Origin of the sequence: Chryseobacterium sp. CP-77 (assembly GCF_036362765.1) — a bacterium.
GTDB lineage: Bacteria > Bacteroidota > Bacteroidia > Flavobacteriales > Weeksellaceae > Chryseobacterium > Chryseobacterium cupriresistens.
Genome location: NZ_CP143637.1, coordinates 2,491,558 through 2,515,236, shown reverse-complemented (window position 1 = coordinate 2,515,236; position 23,679 = coordinate 2,491,558). Strand labels below are relative to the sequence as shown.

The 23,679-nt window shown below is 36.8% G+C and carries 21 protein-coding genes; 20 read left to right on the top strand and 1 reads right to left on the bottom strand.

Annotation, left to right across the window (positions count from 1 at the left end; translation table 11 throughout):
- Positions 1-115 precede the first annotated feature (115 nt).
- From aceA to V0410_RS11145, 7 genes are all read left to right on the top strand, one after another.
- Positions 116-1,396 carry an isocitrate lyase gene (aceA, locus tag V0410_RS11175; RefSeq protein WP_330747580.1) on the top strand — a complete coding sequence of 427 codons (1,281 nt, stop codon included), beginning with the start codon at positions 116-118 and terminating at the stop codon, positions 1,394-1,396.
- Between the two features lie 167 nt (positions 1,397-1,563).
- On the top strand, positions 1,564-2,136 hold the full coding sequence (locus V0410_RS11170) for an OmpH family outer membrane protein (protein ID WP_110008000.1): 573 nt from the start codon (positions 1,564-1,566) through the stop codon (positions 2,134-2,136).
- A gap of 130 nt (positions 2,137-2,266) precedes the next feature.
- Complete coding sequence (locus V0410_RS11165) at positions 2,267-2,650, top strand: acyl-CoA thioesterase (RefSeq protein ID WP_330747577.1); 384 nt, start codon at positions 2,267-2,269, stop codon at positions 2,648-2,650.
- 84 nt (positions 2,651-2,734) lie between these two features.
- Positions 2,735-3,181: a 6-pyruvoyl trahydropterin synthase family protein gene (locus V0410_RS11160; protein WP_047097353.1), complete on the top strand. Its 447-nt coding sequence runs from the start codon at positions 2,735-2,737 to the stop codon at positions 3,179-3,181.
- Positions 3,182-3,201: 20 nt separating this feature from the next.
- Positions 3,202-3,972 (top strand): UDP-2,3-diacylglucosamine diphosphatase, encoded by a 771-nt coding sequence (locus V0410_RS11155; protein ID WP_110007996.1) that lies wholly within the window; start codon positions 3,202-3,204, stop codon positions 3,970-3,972.
- Positions 3,973-4,165: 193 nt separating this feature from the next.
- On the top strand, positions 4,166-5,158 hold the full coding sequence (locus V0410_RS11150) for a LuxE/PaaK family acyltransferase (protein ID WP_330747573.1): 993 nt from the start codon (positions 4,166-4,168) through the stop codon (positions 5,156-5,158).
- 179 nt (positions 5,159-5,337) lie between these two features.
- The gene (locus tag V0410_RS11145) at positions 5,338-5,883 is read left to right on the top strand and encodes a hypothetical protein (RefSeq protein WP_330747571.1); all 546 of its coding nucleotides are present in this window, start codon (positions 5,338-5,340) and stop codon (positions 5,881-5,883) included.
- 279 nt (positions 5,884-6,162) lie between these two features.
- Here the strand turns inward: V0410_RS11145 and aqpZ are convergent, their stop codons facing one another.
- Positions 6,163-6,879 carry an aquaporin Z gene (gene aqpZ / locus V0410_RS11140; protein WP_110008304.1) on the bottom strand — a complete coding sequence of 239 codons (717 nt, stop codon included), beginning with the start codon at positions 6,877-6,879 and terminating at the stop codon, positions 6,163-6,165.
- A 218-nt stretch (positions 6,880-7,097) separates the two neighbouring features.
- Here aqpZ and V0410_RS11135 point away from each other — a divergent pair, with 218 nt between their 5' ends.
- The 13 genes from V0410_RS11135 (at position 7,098) to V0410_RS11075 (ending at position 23,664) form a co-directional block, all read left to right on the top strand.
- Positions 7,098-7,718 (top strand): DUF5715 family protein, encoded by a 621-nt coding sequence (locus V0410_RS11135; RefSeq protein ID WP_227943444.1) that lies wholly within the window; start codon positions 7,098-7,100, stop codon positions 7,716-7,718.
- Positions 7,719-7,780: 62 nt separating this feature from the next.
- The gene (locus V0410_RS11130; RefSeq protein WP_238349643.1) at positions 7,781-8,560 is read left to right on the top strand and encodes a hypothetical protein; all 780 of its coding nucleotides are present in this window, start codon (positions 7,781-7,783) and stop codon (positions 8,558-8,560) included.
- A 16-nt stretch (positions 8,561-8,576) separates the two neighbouring features.
- Positions 8,577-9,200 carry a hypothetical protein gene (locus tag V0410_RS11125; RefSeq protein WP_330747568.1) on the top strand — a complete coding sequence of 208 codons (624 nt, stop codon included), beginning with the start codon at positions 8,577-8,579 and terminating at the stop codon, positions 9,198-9,200.
- Between the two features lie 149 nt (positions 9,201-9,349).
- Positions 9,350-9,982 (top strand): sensor histidine kinase, encoded by a 633-nt coding sequence (locus V0410_RS11120; protein ID WP_330747565.1) that lies wholly within the window; start codon positions 9,350-9,352, stop codon positions 9,980-9,982.
- Positions 9,951-10,628, top strand: a complete 678-nt coding sequence (locus tag V0410_RS11115) for a response regulator transcription factor (RefSeq protein ID WP_227943440.1) — start codon at positions 9,951-9,953, stop codon at positions 10,626-10,628. The genes V0410_RS11120 and V0410_RS11115 overlap by 32 nt, the downstream gene beginning before the upstream one ends.
- Before the next feature lie 149 nt (positions 10,629-10,777).
- Positions 10,778-12,121 (top strand): T6SS phospholipase effector Tle1-like catalytic domain-containing protein, encoded by a 1,344-nt coding sequence (locus V0410_RS11110; protein ID WP_330747564.1) that lies wholly within the window; start codon positions 10,778-10,780, stop codon positions 12,119-12,121.
- A gap of 204 nt (positions 12,122-12,325) precedes the next feature.
- Positions 12,326-14,254 carry an ABC-F family ATP-binding cassette domain-containing protein gene (locus tag V0410_RS11105; RefSeq protein WP_330747563.1) on the top strand — a complete coding sequence of 643 codons (1,929 nt, stop codon included), beginning with the start codon at positions 12,326-12,328 and terminating at the stop codon, positions 14,252-14,254.
- A 147-nt stretch (positions 14,255-14,401) separates the two neighbouring features.
- Positions 14,402-14,758: a hypothetical protein gene (locus V0410_RS11100; RefSeq protein ID WP_227943437.1), complete on the top strand. Its 357-nt coding sequence runs from the start codon at positions 14,402-14,404 to the stop codon at positions 14,756-14,758.
- A gap of 250 nt (positions 14,759-15,008) precedes the next feature.
- Entirely contained in the window at positions 15,009-17,402 is a 2,394-nt protein-coding gene (locus V0410_RS11095; RefSeq protein ID WP_330747560.1) for a TonB-dependent receptor, read from the top strand.
- Positions 17,403-17,420: 18 nt separating this feature from the next.
- The gene (locus V0410_RS11090) at positions 17,421-18,011 is read left to right on the top strand and encodes a hypothetical protein (RefSeq protein WP_330747559.1); all 591 of its coding nucleotides are present in this window, start codon (positions 17,421-17,423) and stop codon (positions 18,009-18,011) included.
- A gap of 138 nt (positions 18,012-18,149) precedes the next feature.
- Positions 18,150-19,484 carry a trigger factor gene (locus V0410_RS11085; RefSeq protein WP_330747557.1) on the top strand — a complete coding sequence of 445 codons (1,335 nt, stop codon included), beginning with the start codon at positions 18,150-18,152 and terminating at the stop codon, positions 19,482-19,484.
- 233 nt (positions 19,485-19,717) lie between these two features.
- The gene (locus V0410_RS11080) at positions 19,718-20,404 is read left to right on the top strand and encodes a hypothetical protein (protein WP_110007983.1); all 687 of its coding nucleotides are present in this window, start codon (positions 19,718-19,720) and stop codon (positions 20,402-20,404) included.
- A gap of 416 nt (positions 20,405-20,820) precedes the next feature.
- A complete protein-coding gene (locus V0410_RS11075) occupies positions 20,821-23,664 on the top strand; it encodes a M16 family metallopeptidase (RefSeq protein WP_330747553.1) in 2,844 nt (947 codons plus the stop codon).
- The last annotated feature ends 15 nt before the right edge of the window (positions 23,665-23,679 follow it).

The window sequence follows — 23,679 nt, the reverse complement described above, 5'->3', positions numbered from 1 at the left end:
GAGTACAAGTGTGTGAAAGTTTTACAATAATATCTCGTACCTCCGAACCTCGTAACCCGAACCCCGAACCCCGTAACCCGAACCCCAAAATCTAATCAAACAAAATCCAAATATTATGAAAACAAGACAAGAACAAATCCAGGCTATTGAGCAAGATTGGCTGACAAACCCACGTTGGGAAGGCATTAAGAGACCTTATGCAGCTGAAGAAGTTTTAAAACTTCGCGGTTCTTATACCATAGATTATACTATTGCTACAGAAATGTCCAAAAAATTCTGGGATAAATTAAATACCCAGGATTATGTGGCGGGACTGGGTGCATTGACAGGTAATCAGGCGGTGCAGGAAGTAGATGCCGGCCTGGAAGCAATTTATCTTTCAGGATGGCAGGTGGCTGCAGATGCTAACCTGTCAGGGGAGATGTATCCGGATCAGTCATTGTATCCGGCCAATTCAGTGCCTTCTGTGGTAAAGAAAATTAATAATGCCTTACTGAGAGCAGATCAGGTACAGTCTGTAAGCGGAACAGGAAATAAAGAATATCTTGTGCCTATTATTGCTGATGCAGAAGCCGGTTTTGGAGGTAATCTGAATGCTTTTGAACTGATGAAACAAATGATTGAAGCCGGAGCAGCTGCCGTACATTTTGAAGATCAGCTTTCTTCCGCTAAAAAATGCGGCCACTTGGGCGGGAAAGTATTGGTTCCTACCCAGGAAGCGGTCAATAAGTTGATAGCAGCACGTCTGGCTGCCGATGTATTGGGCGTTCCAAGCCTCATCATTGCAAGAACGGATGCAGATGCAGCAGATTTACTGACTTCTGATATTGATGACAGGGATAAGAAATTCGTAACCGGAGAAAGAACTTCTGAAGGTTTTTACGTGGTAAGAAACGGAGTTGAGCAGGGAATCGACAGAGGACTGTCTTATGCACCATATGCTGATCTGATCTGGATGGAAACCTCCAATCCTGATCTGGAGCAAGCCAGAAGATTTGCAGATGGAATTCATGCAAAATTCCCTGGAAAAATGCTTGCTTATAACTGTTCACCTTCATTCAACTGGGCTGCAAAACTGAGTGTGGAAGAAATGTCTACTTTCAGAGAAGAGCTGGCTAAAATGGGCTACAAATTCCAGTTTATTACCCTTGCAGGATTCCATGCTTTGAATACAGCCATGTTTGAGCTGGCACTGGCTTATAAAGAAAGAGGAATGGCAGGATATTCTGAACTTCAGGAGCGCGAATTTGCATTACAGCAGAAAGGATTCAGAGCGGTGAAGCATCAGTCTTTTGTAGGAACGGGATATTTTGATGAAGTACAGAATATTGTCACCAACGGTTCCTCAGCTACTGTAGCGATGAAAGATTCTACAGAAACAGCACAGTTCCATTAGTCATTTTTCCATATTTTTTGATGTTAAACCTTCTCTTTGAGGAGGTTTTTCTTTGTCTGAAGTTGTTTAAAACTGTTTTTTACATCATTTAATTTCAAATTAATAATTACATGATAAGTAATTGAAATTTGAGTTATATTTGGGAGCGAAAAAAAATATTATTACAAATGAATTTAATTAAGACAATTTTTATTGCGTTAGGATTAACACTTACTGCAAATATTGTAAATGCTCAACAGAAGATTGGAAGTGTAAATACAGAGGACATTTTTGCAAGTTTATCTGAAGTAAAAACTATAGGAACTACTATTGATAACCTGACTAAGACCAGACAGACTGAAATTGAGAAGCTTATCGGTGATTATCAGACTAAATTGAAAGCGGCACAGGATAAAGAAAAAACGTTAAGCGAGGCCAATAAAGAAGCTGTGACTAAAGAACTGATTGCAGCACAAACAGAACTACAGGCTTTAGGTAAGAAGATAGAGGAAACCAGAACACAGGCTGCTAAAGATATTTCTGCCAAACAAAACGAATTGTTTAGTCCTTTACAGAAGAAAGTAAAAGATGCTATTTATGCTGTAGCAAAAGAAAGAAACCTGAATTTTGTATTTGATGTAGCATCACAGGAATCTAATAACCTTCTTTACACAGACGGAAGCGAAGATATCACTGCTACTGTGAAAACCAAATTAGGGGCTACGGCAACAACTGCCAAGCCAGCTGGAAAATCTAAATAAGAATTTTTAATATACTGCATATTGTAACGGAATCAGATTGATGATTCCGTTTTTTTTATGGACAAAAGTGAGTAGCAGGATGAAGAAAGTTTTATTTTAAAATGATAAATTTGAGTAAACTTTCAGGAGAATGAATTTGATGTACGAAAAACAGATCAAAGTAACAGAAGAGCATATTGATCAGAACAACCATGTGAATAATGTACAATATGTACACTGGGTGGAAGAAGTGGCAGCAGAGCACTGGAATCTTCTGAAACAGCAAACAGAATATGTAAACGACGCCTGGATGCTTCTGGATCATCATATCCGATATAAAAAACAGGTTTATCTGGGTGATATCATTACGGTAAGAACTTATCCAATGGCTCCGGAAGGTGCTAAACAGCCAAGAAAAGTAGAATTTTATTGTAATGACGAGCTTGTAGTAGACTCAAGCACCCTTTGGATCCTGTTTGATCCGGAAACCAAGAAGATCAAACGATTGGAAAGTGACTGGCTGGAAAAATTTTAAAAAGCTACTAAAAAGAATATTTTAAAATCGCTGTAATAGAAACAGTCTTTTCTCTATTAAGCTGTTTTATCCTATCTTTGTATTATGATACGTATTACAAAAATTTTTACATTCGAAACGGCTCACGTGCTTTACAACTACGATGGGAAGTGTAAAAATATGCATGGACACTCCTATAAACTGTTTGTAACAGTGAAAGGAAAACCGATTAATGATATTGAAAATCCTAAAAATGGAATGGTGGTAGATTTCGGAGATATCAAAAGTATCGTAAAATCTGAGATCGTAGATGTTTGGGACCATGCGGTTCTTGTCAATGCGCTGTCTCCACATAAAGAACTGGGAGATGACCTTGAGCAGAAAGGACATAAAGTAATCTATTGCAGCTTCCAGCCAACCTGTGAAAACATGTTGTACGCCATTGCTGCCAAAATCAAATCAAGACTTCCCGAAGGAATTTCTTTAGCCTATCTTAAACTTCACGAGACAGAAAACTCGTATGGAGAATGGTTTGCAGAAGATAATCAATAATTTTTCACAAAACTCAGAAGGTGTTAAAAACAACAATTAATTTAGAACCTGGAAAAAAAGTGTATTTCGCTTCGGATCAGCATTTTGGTGCTCCTACACCAAAGGAAAGCAAGGTGCGGGAAGAGAGATTTATACGCTGGATGGATGAGATCAAGGAAGATGCGCAGGTTTTGTTTTTAATGGGTGATCTTTTTGACTTCTGGCACGAATGGAAGCATGTCATTCCCAAAGGATATGTCAGGGTGCTCGGGAAAATTGCAGAATTGAAAGACAGAGGAATTCATATTTATTTCTTTGTCGGAAATCATGATCTTTGGATGAAAGATTATCTGGAAGAAGAAATCGGTTGTACCGTATTCTATCAGAAACAATATTTTGAAATGGGAGGGAAGCAGTTTCTGCTGGCCCATGGAGATGGTTTGGGACCTGGAGACAAAGGATATAAAAGAATGAAAAAATTATTCACAAATCCTGTGGCACAATGGTTCTTCAAATGGCTTCATCCCGATATTGCGATGAAAGTGGCATTGTATCTTTCCCAAAAAAATAAAATGATCTCAGGAGAAGAGGACAAGGCTTTTCTGGGAGAAGATAAAGAGTTTCTCATCATTTATTCCAAAGAAAAGCTGAAAACCCAGAAGATTGATTATTTTATCTATGGACACAGGCATCTGCCTATGGTACTGGATCTGGAACAGAATGCAAAATATATCAACCTTGGAGACTGGATTTCCTATTTCACTTACGGGGTTTTTGAAAAAGATTTTGAACTGAAAACTTTTGAAAAATAAAGCAAAAAAAATTACCCCTAAAAAGAGGTAACTTTCGAACGGGTGGAAAACCCACTCTTGTTTTTAATCCATATTCCGGATAAGTCATTGCAATAAGTCTACCAAAATAGGTTTTATGCATTAAAAAATTATTAAAAAAATATTCTATCTCTATAATTGCCCTGCAGCCGGGGATTAAGAAACTCAAAAAATTATGGAACTGAAAAATATATTCAACATACAGACTGAACAGGATTTCCTGAATGCCTCATTGAAAACATTTCGTTATCAATATGACAATGTTGAAATATACAGGAAATTTGTTGATTTTCTGAAGGTTAGTCCCGATGAGGTAGATAGCCTGGCAAAAATTCCGTTTCTTCCTATTGAAATGTTTAAAAATCATAAGATTCTGGATAAAAATGTGGATACGGACCTTTTTTTTCAAAGTTCGGGAACCACCCAGATGAACCTTTCCAAACATTTCATCGCAGATCCGGAACTTTATGAGGAGAGTATTTATAAAAGCTTTGAACAGTTCATCGGAAAACCGGAAGACTTTATTTTTCTGGGGCTGCTTCCAAGTTATCTTGAGAGACAGAATTCATCACTGATCTATATGGTAGATTATCTGATGAAAAAATCTGCCAAGCCGGAAAACGGATATTTCCTTTATAATCATGCTGAACTCTTTGAACTATTGAACACGTTGCAGGATAAAAAAGTGATTCTTTTCGGAGTTTCCTTTGCCCTTCTTGATTTTCTGGATTATTGTCATTCTGAGCAAAGCGAAGAATCCCTGAATTTTCCTGAAAATTTAATCGTAATTGAAACCGGTGGTATGAAAGGGCGAAAGGAAGAAATGACCAAGGATGAATTGCTTAAAATATTGCAGGAAGGTCTTAAAACAGAGAAAATCTATTCAGAATATTCTATGACAGAGTTGCTTTCGCAGGCTTACTCCCTTGGAAATAATGAATATGAGTGTCCCAACTGGATGAGAATTATGGTCCGCAATGCAGAAGATCCCTTAGCGTACGAAAAAGAAGGCCGCACAGGAGCTATTAATATTATTGATCTTGCCAATACCCATTCGTGCTCATTTATTGCCACACAGGATTTAGGAAAAATAATCGGTGATAAATTTCAGGTGTTGGGAAGGATAGACCATTCAGATATCAGAGGATGTAGTTTACTGGTTAGCTGATGATTTAAACCGAAGAAAGCAATTGTGAATCATCAATTCGCTCCACTTGTCAATTTTTGTATCATAAAATAGTTTGCGACTTTTGCTGAGTGAAACGCCTTTGCGAGCCTTTAAACATTTAACTATTAAAAACTTTGCGGGCATTGCGTTTTATTAAAATATTTTTACCATCATAAAAAATGATCAAAATAGAAGAACTCATACACGCCTACATCCATTCCCATTGCGATTTTGAAAAAGAAATCGTACTGACGAATTATTTTCAGGCAGATTGGGAAGCAGACATCTTAATCATAGATTCGGAAGGTGGAAGTCATGAAATTGAAATTAAACTTTCAAAAAGTGATTTTAAAAATGATTTCAAAAAATCATACCTGAATAAAGACACCGGAGAAAAATTTCTGAAACACGATAAAATTTCCTGTGGGGATTATATGTGTAATTCTTTCAGTTTTTTGCTCCCGATGGGAATGGTAGATGTTGCTTTAATTCCGGAACATTGCGGAATCATTGAATTCTATCACAATGCGGATACCTGGGATACCGAATTTTATCTGATCCGCCAGCCTAAAAAACTCCATGAAGATTCCTACTGGAAACTGAATGACAAAGATTTTTTTATCAGGAAGATGGCTTTGAATCTTCTCCAGCGTAAAATGGAAATCAAAGGAAAGCATGAGGAACTTATTTTTAAAAATCCTTTTGAAATCAAAAAACTGAAATAATATTAAGGAGGTTTCTTATTCTAACGCAAAGCCTCATTTTCTATATTTAAAGTTTAAGAAAGCAAAGAAGGAATCACAATTTCATTGATTTTTATTAAGCGATCGTAAAACCTATCACTTTATCAACGACTTAGTCGTAACCACTTTGCTTCCTTAAATAAAAATTCATCTTTATAAAACTTTGCGTTTACAAAGAATTCCAAAACAATTATTCAAAATCAGAAAATAAAAAAAATCCTGCCGCCTGACAGGATTTTATCATTGAATAGTATTTTAAAATTAATCTGCAATTTCAGCAGTATCTCTCTGAAGTAAGAACTTGTAGATTAAACCTCCTACAACTCCTCCCAAAATAGGGGCAACCCAGAACAGCCAAAGCTGCGACATGGCAATTCCTCCCATAAAGACTGCCTGAGAAAGTGATCTCGCAGGGTTTACAGAAGTATTTGTAATCGGGATTGAGATCAGGTGGATCAACGTAAGAGCAAGACCGATGGCAAGACCGGCAAACTTACCGTTAGCCCACTTATCCGTGGCTCCCATGATTACAATAAGGAAAAAAGCGGTTAATAAAAACTCAGCAAGAAATGCAGCTCCCATGCTGAAAGCTTTTCCGTTATAAACGGCTTCACCGTAGAAGTTGGTGGCGAAATCTCCGGGTTTTGAGAATTCTACCGCTCCGGCTCCGTTAAGAATCGTATACAGGCATCCTGCTGCTACAATTGCTCCCAGACACTGGGCTACAATGTAAGGAATAAGGTCTTTTGCAGAAAATCTTCCTCCTGCTAAAAGTCCAAAAGAAACTGCCGGATTAAAATGCCCTCCTGAGATATGCCCTACAGCGTAAGCCATGGTAAGAACAGTAAGACCGAAGGCTAAAGCAACTCCTAAAAGTCCGATGCCAATATCTGGAACACCGGCTGCAAAAACAGCGCTTCCACATCCTCCGAAAACAAGCCAAAATGTGCCGAAAAATTCAGCGAAAAGTTTTTTTATCATGTTGTTTATTGTTTAAAGTATCTCAAATGTAAAATTTAAATCTTAAAGTAAAAAGATAAATCTGAAAAATATTTCAAAAAAGAGAGAACAAAAATTACAAAATCTGTAATTTGGTGCAAAGTTTGTTTGGGATTTGTTTAGAGAGTATAATAGTCGGTTTTGAAAGATATAACATAAATGTTTTATCTTTCATTTGTAATTTAAAAGGATGGTGAATGAGAAAGTTTTTTTGTGTGGTCTTTGTACCTTTTATTTATAGTTTACATTATTCGCAGGCAGCTAAAAAAGCTTTTCCCTGCTATGATCTTGCCACTGTATTGAAGGTTGAACCTACGCCGCTTTATAAATCTCATCTTGATGCCTCAAAAAGTTTTGGGGTACAGCTGCTGAAAGATTCCAAAACAGTGCAGCGATACATCAATAGCGGCAAATTCCACAAAATAAAAAAATCGGGTAAAGGATATCGTGTTCAAAAACTTGATTACAGCAGGGCTTATATGGTATCGAAGGCAAAAACTACATTGGAAAAAATAGGTTCTAAGTTCAGCAAGGATACAAAAGGCGGTACCTTTACTGTTTCATCCATTACCAGAACGCTTGAAGACCAATGCAGACTTAGAAGAGTGAATTCCAACGCCTCACTAGGGATTAGTTCACATAATTATGGTAATTCTTTTGACATTTCTTATGTAAGATTCAACAACGTTTTAAAATACAATCCGAAAATGGAATTGGCATTGGAGAAAGTTTTAAAGTATTATGAGAAAGCCGGTAGAATATATTTCATCAAAGAGAAACAACAGAGCTGTTATCATATTACTGTGAAAAATTATTAATTAAAATCCTCTTGCGTAGCATATTTAGTTTCTATATTTTTATACGACTAAAAACTATGCTTATGTCAACATTAAACATTGTAGACTATATGCTGCCTGTAGAAGAATGCAGGACAGCATCAAATGAGTGGAAAGCATCTCTTTCAGACTTTTCCAGGATTCAAAAGCTTATCCCTACCAACTATGTTTTTAATATTTCCAGAGAACATCTTGAATGGATGAAAGGGTTCAGTGATTATAAAGACTTCTGTGCTGCAGTAGGAATTTACAGAGACCGGTTGATTCTTATTTTTTATCCTATGAATAACGACGGGGAAAAAATAGATGTAAAAGAATATCCATACAGTTTCCTTACCGAACTTGATAAAGATCTGAGGCTGCAGGAAATCCAGGAATATACCGTCATCAGAAATGCGGTTCTTTCCAGAGATCTTGAGAGTATGGAGAAGAATGCCAATATGGGATTCCCGGTTTCCAATACACCGGTTCTTGAGCAGGACAAAGCTGTAGATGCTATTGAACGCTGGAGAAACCAGGGGATGGACTGGTTTTATAAAGAGAGCAGAGAAAATGAAGGCAGCGGAATTTTCAGAAAATTCTATGTTCCTGTAGCAGACCTTTGCCTTTCAGATGAAGGGTTGGCTGGTATTACCTGTTCTTTTGGTATCAGATACAATGATATCTATGGAAAAATGCTGGTAACCCTTATTTTTATCTCTTTCCGTGAAAATCTAAGGAATGCAGAACTGGGAGCAGAAGTGATTTCCAATACTTATGACTGGGCAAAGCCGTGTCCTCCTATCTGCCGTATTCCGGATGTGGACGTAGGAAGTGAATTTTAAAACGATATACTGAGGAATGGCTGGACTTTATAAGGCAATTTTATTCCTGAATTATGCACTGCTTCTATCTGTTATACTGCTGGGAGCAGCAAAATACCGCATATTAAATCATAAAGAAAAGCAATATTTTCATTGTATTGCTTTTCTTTTTTTTATTGAATTGCTGAATCTGGCGCTGCCTTATATCTTCAGGCTGAATGATACCTCATTCCTCTATCCTTTATATATCGCAGGAGAATTTTTCCTTCTGACGGGTTTATTTGTCAGAAAACTGGACTGGCCAAAACCTGTTCTGTGGATTACAGGTGCATTGGCAGCTGGCTTTATGATCTCGAAATATGGATTCGATTATCCTGTCAATGCCGATATTGCGAAAGTAGTTTCCAATATCATTATCATCTGTCTTTCCGGGTTTACGCTGATCCTTGAGATTAAGAATACCTCTCTACAGAACCGTTTTCTTCTCGTAGATGCCAGTATTTTTTTCTACTATTCCGTTTCGGTATTTATTTTTATCATTCAGCATCAGATTGCCAATCTGTCGGAAAACGATTATTATACAATTCTCAGTGCCAATAATATTCTTTCGGGTATTTTGTACTGTTCATTTTTATACACTTTTATCAGATTAAAGAAGTAACTTTAAATATCAATCTGCTGATCCTTATAATTGTTACCATAACAGTTATAGTATCCTTTATTCTGTTAGCGTACAGGGCTTTTATAACCAGAATCATTAAGGAGAAAAATGTACAGCATGAGGCGGAAGTTCTCCATCAGAAGAAATTGGTGCTGGAAAACATCAAAGCCCAGGAAGAAGAAAGAAAAAGAATTGCGGTCATGATTCATGATGATATCGGAAACCGTCTCAATATTCTTTCCTTATGGTTAAATAATCTGGATACTCAGGGCGATGAGCTGATCAAAAAAAATATCTACGGCCAGATGTCTTCCCTGATTGATGCTGCCAGAAGTATTTCCCATTCGTTATACCCTGTAAATCTGGAGTCGGTGGGGCTGGTTTTATATGTTGAAGAATTAATAGCCAATCTTTCCCATAAAATCAATATCTCTTTGCAGGTGATGCAGGGATATGAAAAGAAAGATCTTTTCGTGGAAGTACAGCTGTACAGGATTATTCAGGAGTTTACTACCAATGTGATCAGACATTCCGATGCTACGGATATTTGGATTTACATGAAAGATTATCCTGAAAATATGGCTGTAGTAATTTCGGATAACGGGCAGGGCTTTGAATATGAAGAAGTGAAAAAAGGAATGGGAATAAAAAATATCGAATCCCGTATCAAATCTATGAATGCTACACACAAATGGAAAAAAACATTTTCAAACAAAGGAAGTCGTTTAATCATAAAAATTCCAAAATATCATGAGTTCCCAAATCAAACTAGCACTGATTGATGATGAACAGCTGATCCTCGAAGGGGTAAAAATGCTGCTGTCCAATGAAAAAAATATATCGGTAACCCTTACCGCAGATAATGGCCCCGGTTTTATAGAAGACCTCGGAAAACTTTCAAAAGATGAATTCCCTGATATTGCTCTCGTAGATGTTCAGATGAAACCCATGAACGGTTTTGAACTGGTAGAAATCCTCAAAGAAAAATATCCTGATCTTAAAATTATTATCCTGTCATCCCATTATAAAACCTCAATTCTCGGATATATGGTCAAGCTGGGAGTATCTGCATTTCTGCCGAAAAATTCGAATAAGAAAACCTTTATTGATGCCATTACAATGGTAGACAAAAACGGAGTTTTTTTTACGGCCGAAGATCATCAGATGCTGTTTACTTATATGAACAGTTCTGCCAAGAAAAATTCTCTTTTTGAAACAGAAGATGAACTATCCGAAAGAGAAAAAGATGTGGTAAAACTGATCTGCCAGGAACTGACCAACAACGAAATCGGAGAAAAACTCTTTATCAGCCCGAGAACTGTAGAAAGCCACAGACAGCGTATTCTCGAAAAAATCGGAGCCAGAAATACAGTAGGAATAGTGATCTATGCTATTGTCAACAATATTTACTCTCTTGAAAAAATATAAATTGATTCCGTAGAAATACGGAATTTTTTATTTGGTACTTTTCACTCTAGCGAACCTTGTTTTTCTTCTGTTATTTTGGAATGTCTCTTTAAGGGATGTCAGTTGAAAAAAACACAACAGGATCTGTAATAAAAAATTAAAGTAGAAACATGAATGGTAACAGAGTGATTTCCGTCGGGATTTTCTTTGACGGCACAGGAAACAATGGGGTCAATATTCTTTCACCGGATAAACCGCTGAATAATAATGAAAGCTACTACGGGACTTTCAGCAATATCTATAAATTATACAGTCTGTTCGTTGGAGATGAAAAGATATATATTGAAGGAATTGGTACTGTAACGGGGCATGAAGATAATAATTTTGCTATGGCAACATGTTCAAACCCACCCTATGGAAGTGGTTATTCATCTGATGATAAACTTCAGAAAGCCGGGGAATTTGTGCAAAAAATAGCCCATGATGACACCAAAGAATACCATTTTTTTATATACGGATTCGGCCGGGGAGGTATGTTGGCAAGAACTTTCTGTAATCAGCTTCTGACTAAGTATGCTGTGGGAAATTGCAGAATAAAATTTTTAGGGCTTTTTGATACGGTAGAGTCCAAACCGTTTAATACTTATAATATGAATATGTCTGTACAGATAGAGAATGCTCTGCATTTCTGTGCAGTTAATGAGGGCAGGTTTTTCTTTCCACTTACCGGTTTATTTGAGAATTCAAAAACAATGCAGGATCAGAAATCAGAAAAGCAATCATCAGTTTGGAAAGAAGTATTTGTACCCGGAGATCATGCCGATATTGGAGGCGGCTATCTTGAAGGATCACAATCTGTTTATATTTCTACAGATTTCACGAATGTTGATGATCTGCATAACTATGTTTCAGATATCAGAAATGCAAAAACCAGTGCTGATGGAAATAAAATCTGGGATGCATTGCTCTCAGAATATAAAGTGGAAACGGTGAACGGACTTTCGCAGGCATTTGTGTGCCGTGATAAAGTATATAACGATCTCTCAAAAGTATATGGAAAACTGATGATGGATGAGACCAATACCATATTGTCGGTATTTAGTACAGAAAATGAAGCCTATTTCGGGACAGATGATAATAAACATTCTTTTCTCAACAGGTATTATATGAAAATGAAAGAATATCTGAAGGATCTTTCCGGAAACAAAAAGCCAATATATGATTTCGGAAGATTTGCAGAGTATACACATATTTCATCAAACTTCGGATTGTATAGTGATAGTTTCCGGTATAGAACCCAGCGTGAAATTAATATTGAGCTGATCAATAACGGATTAAATGTCTCAAGCAGTACCTCAGTTGATGAAATAAGCAGGACAAAAAGGCTTTCCGTAGAACTTCATCTGCCGGAAGACAGCTTTGTTGCTGATTTTCTTTATGGAACAAACGTTCCCAACAATGATATCTGGCTTCGCTCTATTGTAAAAACACCGACAACTGTTAGATTACAATGAATGCAAGAACGAGTGAAAAGACTTCTCAGTTTTAAATTTAGGTTAGGGGACATCTCATGGTGTCTCCTTTTTTTTGGTTTAGTATATTACAGATAAGGAAAAACTGCTAAATTCCGGACTGTTTTTTTATTTCTCGGCTATTCATTTCTTTTTCCGTATTTTTGCACCCGAAAATTCATTATTCATTACTAATTATTAATTAAGATGCTTTCGGTTCAAAGTTTAGGATTACATCATTCAGGAAATTATTTATTTCAAAATGTCAATTTCACCATTAAAAAGGATGATAAAGTGGGTCTCGTTGGTAAAAACGGAGCAGGAAAGTCCACTTTATTGAAAATGCTTTCCGGAGAAATTAATTTCTACGAGGGAGAAGTTGTCACTGAAGGAAGTGTTACCATTGGTTTCCTGAAGCAGGATCTTGATTTCGTAAAAGGAAGAACGGTTTGGGCAGAAACCATGCAGGCTTTTGAACAGATTAATGCCTGGAAGAATGAGCTTGAAGAAGTGAATCACCAGATGACTGTAAGAACAGATTACGAAAGTGACTCCTATACGGATCTGATTAATAAAATGACCGAGCTGAACGACCTTTTGATGAACCATGACGCCTACAATCTTGAGGGTGACATGGAAAAAGTGTTATTTGGTTTAGGGTTTAAAGCAGATGATTTCCAGAAAATCACCGATGAGTTTTCCGGAGGATGGAGAATGAGAATCGAATTGGCAAAATTACTTCTTCAGAAGAACGACATTATGCTTCTCGATGAGCCTACCAACCACCTGGATATGGAATCCATCATCTGGTTGGAGAACTTCCTTAAGGATTATCCCGGAGCTATTGTTCTGGTAAGTCACGATAAACAGTTTATGACAGCGGTTTGTAACCGTACTTTTGATATCAACAACAAAAAAGTTGACGATTACAAAGCCAACTATTCCAAGTATCTGATCATGAGGGAAGACCGCCGTGAAAAACTGATTCAGGCTAAAAAGAATCAGGATGCGGAGATCAAGCAGATGGAAGACAACATTAATAAGTTCCGTGCAAGTGCAACCAAAGCATCTTTTGCGCAGTCACTTATTAAAAAATTAGATAAAATCGAACGTATCGAAGTGGATAACGAAGATGTTTCAAAATTCAATATCCGTTTCGTACAGTCTATGGTTCCGGGGAAAGTGATCTTCGAAGCCATCAATCTTGGAAAAGCCTACGGACAGAAGCAGATTTTTGATGATGTAGACTTTATCGTTCAGAGAGGAGACAGAATTGCCCTTCTGGGGCAGAACGGTCAGGGAAAAACTACGCTGGCTAAAATCCTGGCGGGAGATATCAAAGACTATTCAGGAACATGGAATCTTGGGCATAATGTCAATATCGGATATTTCGCTCAGAATCAGGAAGAGGTTTTAACACCTAATAAAACAGTGCTGGAAGAAGCTGAAGATGCAGCCACAGAAGAAACAAGACCAAGAGTAAGAGATTTATTAGGATCTTTCCTTTTCCAGGGAGATACCGTTACAAAAAAAACAAAAGTACTTTCCGGAGGAGAGAGAAACCGTCTGGCACTTTGTAAACTGTTGCTTCGTCCTTTCAACACACTGATCATGGACGAACCTACCAACCACCTTGATATCCAGTCTAAGGAAATTATCAAGCTGGCACTGCAGAATTTTGAAGGAACTTTAATTGTCATCTCTCACGACAGGGAATTCCTTCAGGGACTTTGTGATAAAATTTACGAATTCCGTGACGGGAAAATGAAAGAATTCCTTGGTGATATCAACGAATATCTTGAGTACAGACAGAAAGAAACCATCAGAGAGATTTCTGCAGAAAAAGCCAAACTTCATACGGAAGTAAAGGTGGAACCCAAGAAAGTAGAGGAAAAACCTGTTGTAAGCTCCAGCCAGTCTTCAAATATTGTAAGTAAAGAACAGAAAAATATTCAGAATAAAATCAAGAAAGTGGAAGAGAAAATTTCTGAGCTTGAAACAAAAGTAGAGCAAATGGAAGCTTCTTTTGCCAAAGAAAATCCTTCAGATGAAACCTTAGAAGAATACAACAAAGCTAAGGAGGAGCTGGATACAGCTTTACAGGAGTGGGAATATCTTGGAACCCAACTGGATTAAACCAAAATATAAATGCTTTATCAACTAAAATGATGAAGCATTTTTTTTGTAACAAAACCGTATTAAGTTCTACCTATTGTCAACAGTTATTAAGTAATTTAATAAAAGTTTAAGGAAACAATTAAATTATTTTCATAATTTTGAACCATGATTTTTAAAGAAAGCAGAAACCTAAAGAGTTTTATCTCCAAGCTGTTGTTTGGAGTGTATTTTCTCGCGCTGCTTTCTCAAAGCTTTCACCATCACGATTCTGTAGATTATTTTAAGGCTTTTCATCTTAAAAAAGCAGAAAATACGATGACGAAAGCCGTTACTAAAGAGAAAGCTGGCGACTGTCTGGCCTGCCACTTTTTGGTTACCGGACATACATTAGCTCCTGAAGAATTCAATTTTACTTTTGAGCATTACAGCCATGAAGTAAAACAAATCATCGCCATTCAGGAGAAAATCTGGTCACAGACCAAATTCACCTTCCAGCTTCGGGGGCCGCCCGCACTTGCATAATTCATAGATTCTATAGGGTTTAAAGTTTTGTACTTTACAATTCAATGTTTAAGGTTTAAAGTTGCTGGAAAAACAACTGTTGATTTGTAATTGGTATTTAAATAATGTTCAATTACTAATTTCTAGCTTCTAACCTCTAACTTCTCATCAGACATTAGACTTTTACATTGTACAATTAAAAATAGCCCTTCTCACAAATTTTAACGAAAAATGTACCCGTTGAAATGGGTACGCAATCAATCTATTTACAATGAAATTGATATATTGCCTGCTGCTGGTCTTTTGTGGATCAGTATTTACAAGTGCACAAAAAACTTATACTGTAGAGGGAACCGTTCAGGATTTTCATGATAAAACATGGCTGGAAAATGCCGTGATTAAAATCGGGAACTTTACAGCTAAAACCAATAAGAAAGGTCAATTTTCTTTTGACAAAATTCCTGCAGGAAAGTATACACTCATTGCTCAACATCCTGATTGCAATGATTATACTGAAAATATAGGAGTTGATAAGGATGTTCAGTTGGTGATTACACTGGAACACCACATTAAAGATATCGAAACTGTGACCATTCACGGAAGTCATAAAAATAATGGAAGTATGGTGGTGAAAACACTTGATAAATCAACGCTTTCACGAAATGTTACCGAAAACTTAGGGAATTTATTAACCAATATTTCTGGTGTAAATGTTCTCAAAACAGGAAATAACATAGCAAAGCCTATTATCCATGGTCTTTATGGAAGCAGGGTTTCCATCCTTAATGATGGGGTAAAGCTTGCTGAACAGGAATGGGGAGTAGAGCACGCTCCTAACGTAGATGTCAATAATTTTGAACATATTGATGTCATCAAAGGCGCATCAGCTTTGAAATATGGAGCAGGTGCTGTAGGTGGGGTTGTTGTTTTACAGCCTCAGGTTTTGCCAAAGAAAGATACTATTATGGGAAATGTTTCTCTTTCCGGGATTTCAAACGGAAGAGGCGCTGATCTTAACGTAAAACTTGCAAAAACATGGGAGAACGGATGGGCTATAAAAACCAATGGAAGCTATAAAAAACTGGGAGATCTTGAAGCTCCGGATTATGGCTTGATGAATACCGGGCTTGAAAGTTCTGGATTTAATTTTGGGGTGCAGAAAATGACATTTGAAAAAGGATTTTCTTTTGATTATTATCTGACCAAAAGTACCGTCGGGATTCTTAGAAGTTCTCACGTAGGAAACTCTGAAGATTTACGTAATGCCCTTACTTCTCCTGAACCAATCTATCAGAGAGATTTTAGTTATGATATTGATAATCCCAGACAGGAGATTGAACATCATATTGCTAAAGTTTCGGCTTACAAAAGGTTTGAAAATTTTGGAAAAATAACGGCTACTTATAGTTTTCAGTACAATCATAGAAAAGAATATGATATCAGACGTACAGAAGCATTAAGTAAAAAACCTGCTTTGGACCTTGAACTGATCACCAATGATCTGAATGTAAACCACCTGATAGAAAGAGCAAACTGGAATCTTGAAACAGGAATTAATGCAGGATATCAAAACAATTATTCCAATACCCAGACCGAGGCGAGACGTCTTGTTCCGAACTATGACAGATACTATGCAGGAATTTATTCCGTATTGAAATATAAAATTGTACCGGAATTGGATCTTGAACTGGGAGGCAGATACGATTATGATCATTACGAAGTAACAAAATGGTATGATCTGAGTGACTGGAATAAAAAATATGCAGCAGATTATTCAGATTTTGTAGTAAGAATCAACCAAAACAGAATTCTTACCAAGCCGTCTTTAAGTTATAATAATATTTCAGTAAACGGGGGAATTGTTTACCATCCATCCGAATATTTTAACCTGAAATTCAATTACGCCAGGGTTTCAAGATCTCCGAATATCGCAGAACTTTTTGCAGACGGACTTCACCATTCTGCAGCGATCATTGAAAGAGGGGATATGAGAATGAAAAGTGAAACCGGAAATCAGTTTAATTTGGTGGCAGACGTAAAAGCAAATGTCCTGAAAGGATTGAATATTTCTGTAAATCCGTATTTCTTTTATACTCAGAATTTCATCAATCAGATTCCTACAGGTTATCTGAATACACAATGGGGCGGAGCTTTTGTAGAGTATAGTTATCAGCAGATCAATGCAAAAATGTATGGATTGGATATCGATGCTCAGCTTAAAATTACAGATAATCTGACGTACAAAGGAAGCGGTTCCTATGTGTATGGACAGGACACTACTCATGATGTACCGCTTATTTTAATGATGCCTCCTAATTTTAACAATTCATTGGAATTCAGTAAAAAAGAATGGAAAAGCTTCTATTTCACAGTGAGTAACAATACTTATCTGAAACAGACGAGATTTCCTGTTTATAACGTTCCGATCAGATTATTCGATTCAGACGGAAATCCTTACAATGAAGAAGTGGATATTTCTACACCTCCAAACGGATATTCCCTTTGGAACCTTCAGACAGGGGTGAATCTGTCTAAAAATTTCGGAATTGATTTTTCAGTCCGAAATATATTCAACAAGTCTTACAGAGATTATCTGAACAGACTACGTTTCTTTTCCAACGAAATGGGAAGAAACTTCATTTTAACTCTTAAATATCAATTTTAATTACTTAAAATCAAAAACATGAAAAATATTTTTAAAAATACAACACTTATCTTAGGACTTTTATTCTTAGCTGTTTCTTTAAGCTTAACATCGTGTAACAGAAGCGATGATGAAGCAGATGACCTTCCTCAGGAAGAATTATCAGATGTCCTTTTAAGAGTAACAGATCAGGCTGATCCTAGTAATCCTATTGTTTATGATTATCAGGTGAACAGTACTACTAATCCTAATGTTAAATTGATCAACGGACATACTTATAATGTAGAAGTTATTTTCAAAAACGGAGATGAAGATGCTACTCAGGAAATTAAAGACGCAAAGGATGAACATTTCCTTGTATATAATTTTCCTAACTCAGATATCACCTTAACCCGTACAGATGACGAAAAATCAACCAGAAAAGATGGAAACCGTGTTGGGTTGAAAACAAAATGGGTAGTCAATACCGCTGTAAAAAATGCTTCAGCACCCAGTCAGCTGGTTCTTACATTGTTCCATGAGCCTGTAACGGTTTCTGAAGCTTCTGCTGTAAGTGGAAACGGAGTGATTTACGGAACTCATACAGGAGGAGAAACAGACGCAGAGGCCAACTATAATATTATTAATTAATATACCTTTAATCTTGTTTGGGCCACCGGAATTTTCCGGTGGTTTTTTATTTAACAATATTTGGCTTTATAAGTTGATTTTAAATGAGTTTTTTTCATAAAAAATTCCTATTTTTGCAACCTAAAATTTTAATCAATAATGAAGGTTACCGCACAAAACCATGATGATGTAAGTGCATTGCTTACAGTAACATTGGAAAAATCTGACTACAAAGAAAAAGTAGAGAAGCAGTTGATTAATTATGCTAAAAATGCGCAAGTTCCTGGATTCAGAAAAGGGAAAGTGCCTTTGAGTATGGTTAAAAAACAATATGAAGCAGGTATTGCATTTGAAGAAATCAACAGACAAGTTTCTGATGCTTTAAACAACTATGTTAATGAAAACAAACTAAGATTAGTTGGTCAGCCTGTTCCTCAGCCAGTAAACGAATTCGATTACAATGCTGATCAATTAGAAGTTGCTTTCGAAGTAGGATTTGAGCCTGAATTCACTATAGATTTAGCTAAATATGAAGCTCCTCACTACAAAGTAGAAGCTTCTGACAAAGAAATCGGTAAGAGCATTGAAAACATGCAGAAGCGTTTCGCTGAGCAGGTTCCTCAAGATAAAATCACTAAAGATTCTTACATTGCTTTAGAAGTTTCTCAGGTTGTGGAAGAAGATGCTGAAGGTGAGCATCACCACCACCCAAAAAACCTTACTATTACAGCTGAAAACAAAGAAGCTTTCAAGTTGGTAAAAGGTTTGAAAATGGATGAATCTGTAAAAGTGACTAAAGAAACTCTTGCAGGTGACGAAGAATTAGCTAAAGAATTAGGATTCAGCAAAGAAGAAGTTGAGCACCTACACCACAATGAGGTAGAAGTTAAAGTAAAAGATTTCTATTCATTAAACTTAGCTGAGCTTAACCAGGATCTTTTCGACAAAGTATACGGAGAAGGAAACATCAAGTCTGAAGAAGAGCTTAAAGATAAAGTAAAAACTGAATTAGACGAGTATTTCCAGCAGAATGCTGATGTTCACTTTGTGAATAAAGTATTGGAGCAGGTAACAGAGAAAGAAGAAGTAAAACTTCCTGAATCTTTCCTTGTGAAGTGGTTGTTATTCTCTAACCAGAATATCCAGTCTGAAGAACAGGCTAAAGAAATTCTTGAAGCTGAGAAAAACCAGTTGAAATATCAGATCATCGAAGGTAAATTGATGACTGAGAACGAAATCAACCTTGACTATGCTGATGTATTGGCTCAGGCTGAACAATTGGTGAAAAACCAATTGGCTATCTACGGAATCCACCACTTAGGGGATGAAGAAATCCAGAAATATGCTGTTGAAATGTTGAAAGACCAGGAGCAGGTAAGACAAATTTCTTCTGAAGTAGCTATGGCTAAACTGAAAGATGTAATTCTTGAAAAAGCGACTAAAAAAGAAACTAAAATTTCTCACGACGAATTTTTAGAAGAACTTAAGAAGTAATTATACTCAGATATAAATATTTGAAAACCGTCAATTCTTTGGCGGTTTTTTTGTGTAAATCTTTTCTAAGAATTATGTCAGATGTATTCGTTAACTAATTGGCCGGGTTTTTGTTTTGAAAGTTCTCATAGAGCATTCATCAATTATCAATCATTACTAATTGCTCATTACTCATTACTTATTTATATGTCCGCCAATATTCCTATATTTACCCTTTAAACTTTATTATAAATATGAAAAAGATCATCATTCCATTTTTCTGCGCTGTACTTTTCTCAGTGCCTGCAGCAGCTCAGAAGAAAGGGGCTGCATCTGCTAAAACAGAAGCCGTACAATCAAAACTTACACCTAAAGAGGTTGTTGATAATTATTTCAAAGCACTAGGTGGAAAAGATAAACTAGACGCTGTAAAATCTACCATTACTGATAACACTGTTGCTGTGCAGGGAATGGAAATCCAAATGACAACTAAGAAATTAGGCAATAAATTCAAATCTGTACAATCTTTTATGGGAAAAGAAATGGTGCAGCTTTTTGACGGTGAGAAAGGATATTTTGATCAGATGGGAACTAAAACAGATATTCCTGCTGACAAGATTGCTGACCTGAAAAAAGGAAAGCCAATGGATGCCTTAGCATTTGATGCTTCGAATTTCAAGACTGTTTCTACAGAAAAACTTGACGGAAAAGATTATAATGTCCTCTCTTCAGACAAAGGAAAATTCTATTTCGATGCGGGAACAGGACTTTTGTACAAGACGGATGCAGGAGAAGGTAAAGCAACCATTAAAAGCTATATGGCTGTAGACGGAATACAGTTCCCTGCTGAAGTGGAAGCCGAAGGCGGAGGTCAGAAAATGACCATTAAAACTACAAAAGTAGTCATCAACTCCGGAGTGACGGATGCTGATTTTAAATAAGAAAATACTTTTTAAGTAATCAAAACCGGGAATTCCCGGTTTTTTTATGGTAGAAAATATGAACCGAATGCTGATAAGTTTTCTTAATGTACTATTTCAGTGTTTCAGAAACTGAATTTTTTCAATCAAAACAATGAGGCTGTTGTATTTTATATCGGTTTTTGGGGTTTAAAAGAAGTATATATGGATCTGTTAACCGCAATTTCAAGAAAAATGAATCAGATGAGCTTATTTTTAATTAGTCTATTTTAAATAATCAATGAATGTTTTTAATTAAAAATCAATATAAGTAATATAAAAGAAACAATTTGCTTTCATTTTATAATAATTAAATTTTTTAACTTGAATTTAACCCCTCTGCTAAAGCCCGGTCACTGGGAGAATTGATATTTTTGAAAGGTCAAAAAATAATGTAGATGAAAAGAATGTTATCTTCGTTTTCAGCCATCTTTCTGATGTCTGTCAATATCTATGGACAAAACATCCCTGTGGATCCGTCCGTAAGAATCGGTACTCTCTCCAATGGAATGAAGTACTATATCAAAAAAAATATTTTACCGGAAAAAAAAGTAGAATTCCGTCTGGCAATCAATGCCGGATCTATTCTTGAAGATGAAAATCAAAGAGGACTGGCTCACTTTATGGAGCATATGAACTTCAATGGAACCAAAAATTTTCCTGACAATAAATTAGTAGACTTTTTACAATCTATCGGGGTAAAATTCGGGCAGCACCTTAATGCTTACACCGGATTTGACGAAACCGTCTACATGCTTCCTGTCCCGCTGGATAAACCGGGAAATCTGGATGCCGGATTGAAAGTGATGGAAGACTGGGCATTTAATGCAACACTTTCTGACGAACAAATCAATAAAGAAAGAGGAGTTGTACTGGAAGAGCTAAGATTAGGTCTCGGACCGGATAAGAGAATGATGGATAAATACCTGCCAAAGCTTTTATACCAATCTCAGTACGCAGAAAGACTTCCTATCGGTAAAAAAGAAGTGCTGGAAAACTTCAGACCTGATCTTATCCGGAAGTTCCATCAGGATTGGTACCGTCCGGATCTGATGGCAATTGTGGTAGTAGGAGATATCAATGTGGATGAAATAGAGAAAAAGATCAGGAATAACTTTAGCAAATATAAAAATCCTTCAAAACCCAGAGAAAGAAAATCATTTGATCTTCCGAATCACAAAGAAGCACTGGTAGCTATTGAGACGGATCCTGATGCTACGGGTTCGGGAGTGCAGTTCATCATCAAAGATTCTGAAGTATACCAGCCGGATGTAACAGTGCAGCAATATGATAAAAGTATTGTTGAAGGCCTTGTGAATATAATGCTGAACAGCAGACTGGCAGAACTTGTTAATTCTCCGAATCCTCCTTTTACTTATGGTTCAGTATACCATGGAGGAACTTATGCAAGAAACAAAGAAGCATTTCAGGGTGCCGCAGCTACAAAAGACGGCGACCAGCTGAATGCGTTGAAAGTTCTTTTGGAAGAAGTGGAAAGAGCCAAAAGATTCGGGTTTACCCAATCTGAACTGGACAGGGCAAAAGCCCGGATGCTTTCCTCTTATGAATGGGCTTACAACAACAAAGACAAAAACCAAAGCGGTGAACTTATCGATGGCTACGTGAACCATTTCCTGAGACAGGAGCCAATACCTGGAATTACCTGGGGATATGAACATATTAAAGAAGTTCTTCCGTCCATAGCGCTGGAACAGACCAATGAAATTATTAAAAAGCGGGTAAAGGATGACAGCAGGGTCATTATTATTACAGGTCCAAAAAAGGAAGGTATTACCATGCCAACAGAGGCGATGGTTCTGAAGACGTTTGATGCTGTGAAAGTGGCTGATCTTAAACCTTACGAAGTAAAAACGAAAACGGAGAGTTTAGTAAAGCCTTTTAAATCCGAAGGGAAAATTACTAAAACAGAAGCAGACGCCAAATTAGGAACGACCACCTGGACTTTGAACAACGGAGCTCAAGTTACTTTCAAGAAAACAGATTTTAAAGATGATGAAATTGTTTTTGCAGCAATAAGCCTGGGAGGGCTGTCTGTCATTCCGGATGCCGAATACAATAAAACAAAATTTGCATTTGATGCTTTGCTGGAAGCCGGATTAGCAGGGCTTTCAAAAAATGATCTTGCTCACTATCTTGCAGGAAAACAGGTGAGTGTAAGCTCTTATGTCGGTGGTCTTACAGAAGGTATTTCAGGAACAAGTTCGAAAAAAGATCTGAAGACTGCCATGGAACTGATCTATGCCTGCTTTACAGACTTAAATTATAACCCGGAGTCATTCAATATCTATAAGGCAAAGAAATCTGCCATGCTGACGAATGTGGATTCTGATCCGGAATACTATTTCTCCAGTGAATATTCCAAATTTATCAATCAGAAGAATCCAAGATTTACCGGCCTAGAACCTACGGAAAAAGACTGGGCGAATACAGATTATAAAAAAGCATATGATATTTACAAAGATAAATTTGCCAATGCAGGTAATTTTCACTTCTATTTTGTGGGGAATATAGATGAAGGGCAGCTTAAAAGTGAGATCCTGCAGTATATTGCTTCCCTTCCTGCTACAGGAAAATCGTCTACATTTAAAGATACGGGCTACAGACCAGTGAAAGGAGGATATACAAAGGTTTATAAAAAAGGAAAAGAACCGAAGAGCCTTGTCACAATTTCTTACAGCGGAGAAGCGCCTTATAATGAGAAGGAGGCTATGGCGCTTTCAGCTCTTGGAGAGGTCGCTACGATTAAAGTTCTTGAAAAACTGAGAGAAGACGAAAGCGGTATTTACGGCGGAGGTGCAAGCGGAAGTTTCAGTAAAATTCCTTACAGTGCTTATGATTTTAGTGTTAATTTCCCTTGTGGTCCTGAAAATGTAGATCAGCTTACAAAAAGTGCAGTGGCCGAACTACAAAAACTGATAGACAAGGGTCCTGAGCAAAAAGATCTTGATAAATACAAAGAAGGAGAATACAATGAATATAAAACAAGTCTTAAAGACAATGGATTCTGGTTACAGGGAATTGCTCAAAATCAATTAGACGGGAGTGATCAGTATAATATTCTGAATTACCCGGATAAAGTAAAAGCACTTACGGTAAAAGACCTTCAGGATGTTGCCAGGAAATATCTGACAAAAGAAAAAAATGTAGCCATACTTATGCCTGAAGACGGCTGGGAGAATGTTAAAAAAAATGAAATCCAAAAAGGAAGTACAACGAACTAATTCATTTTTATTGAC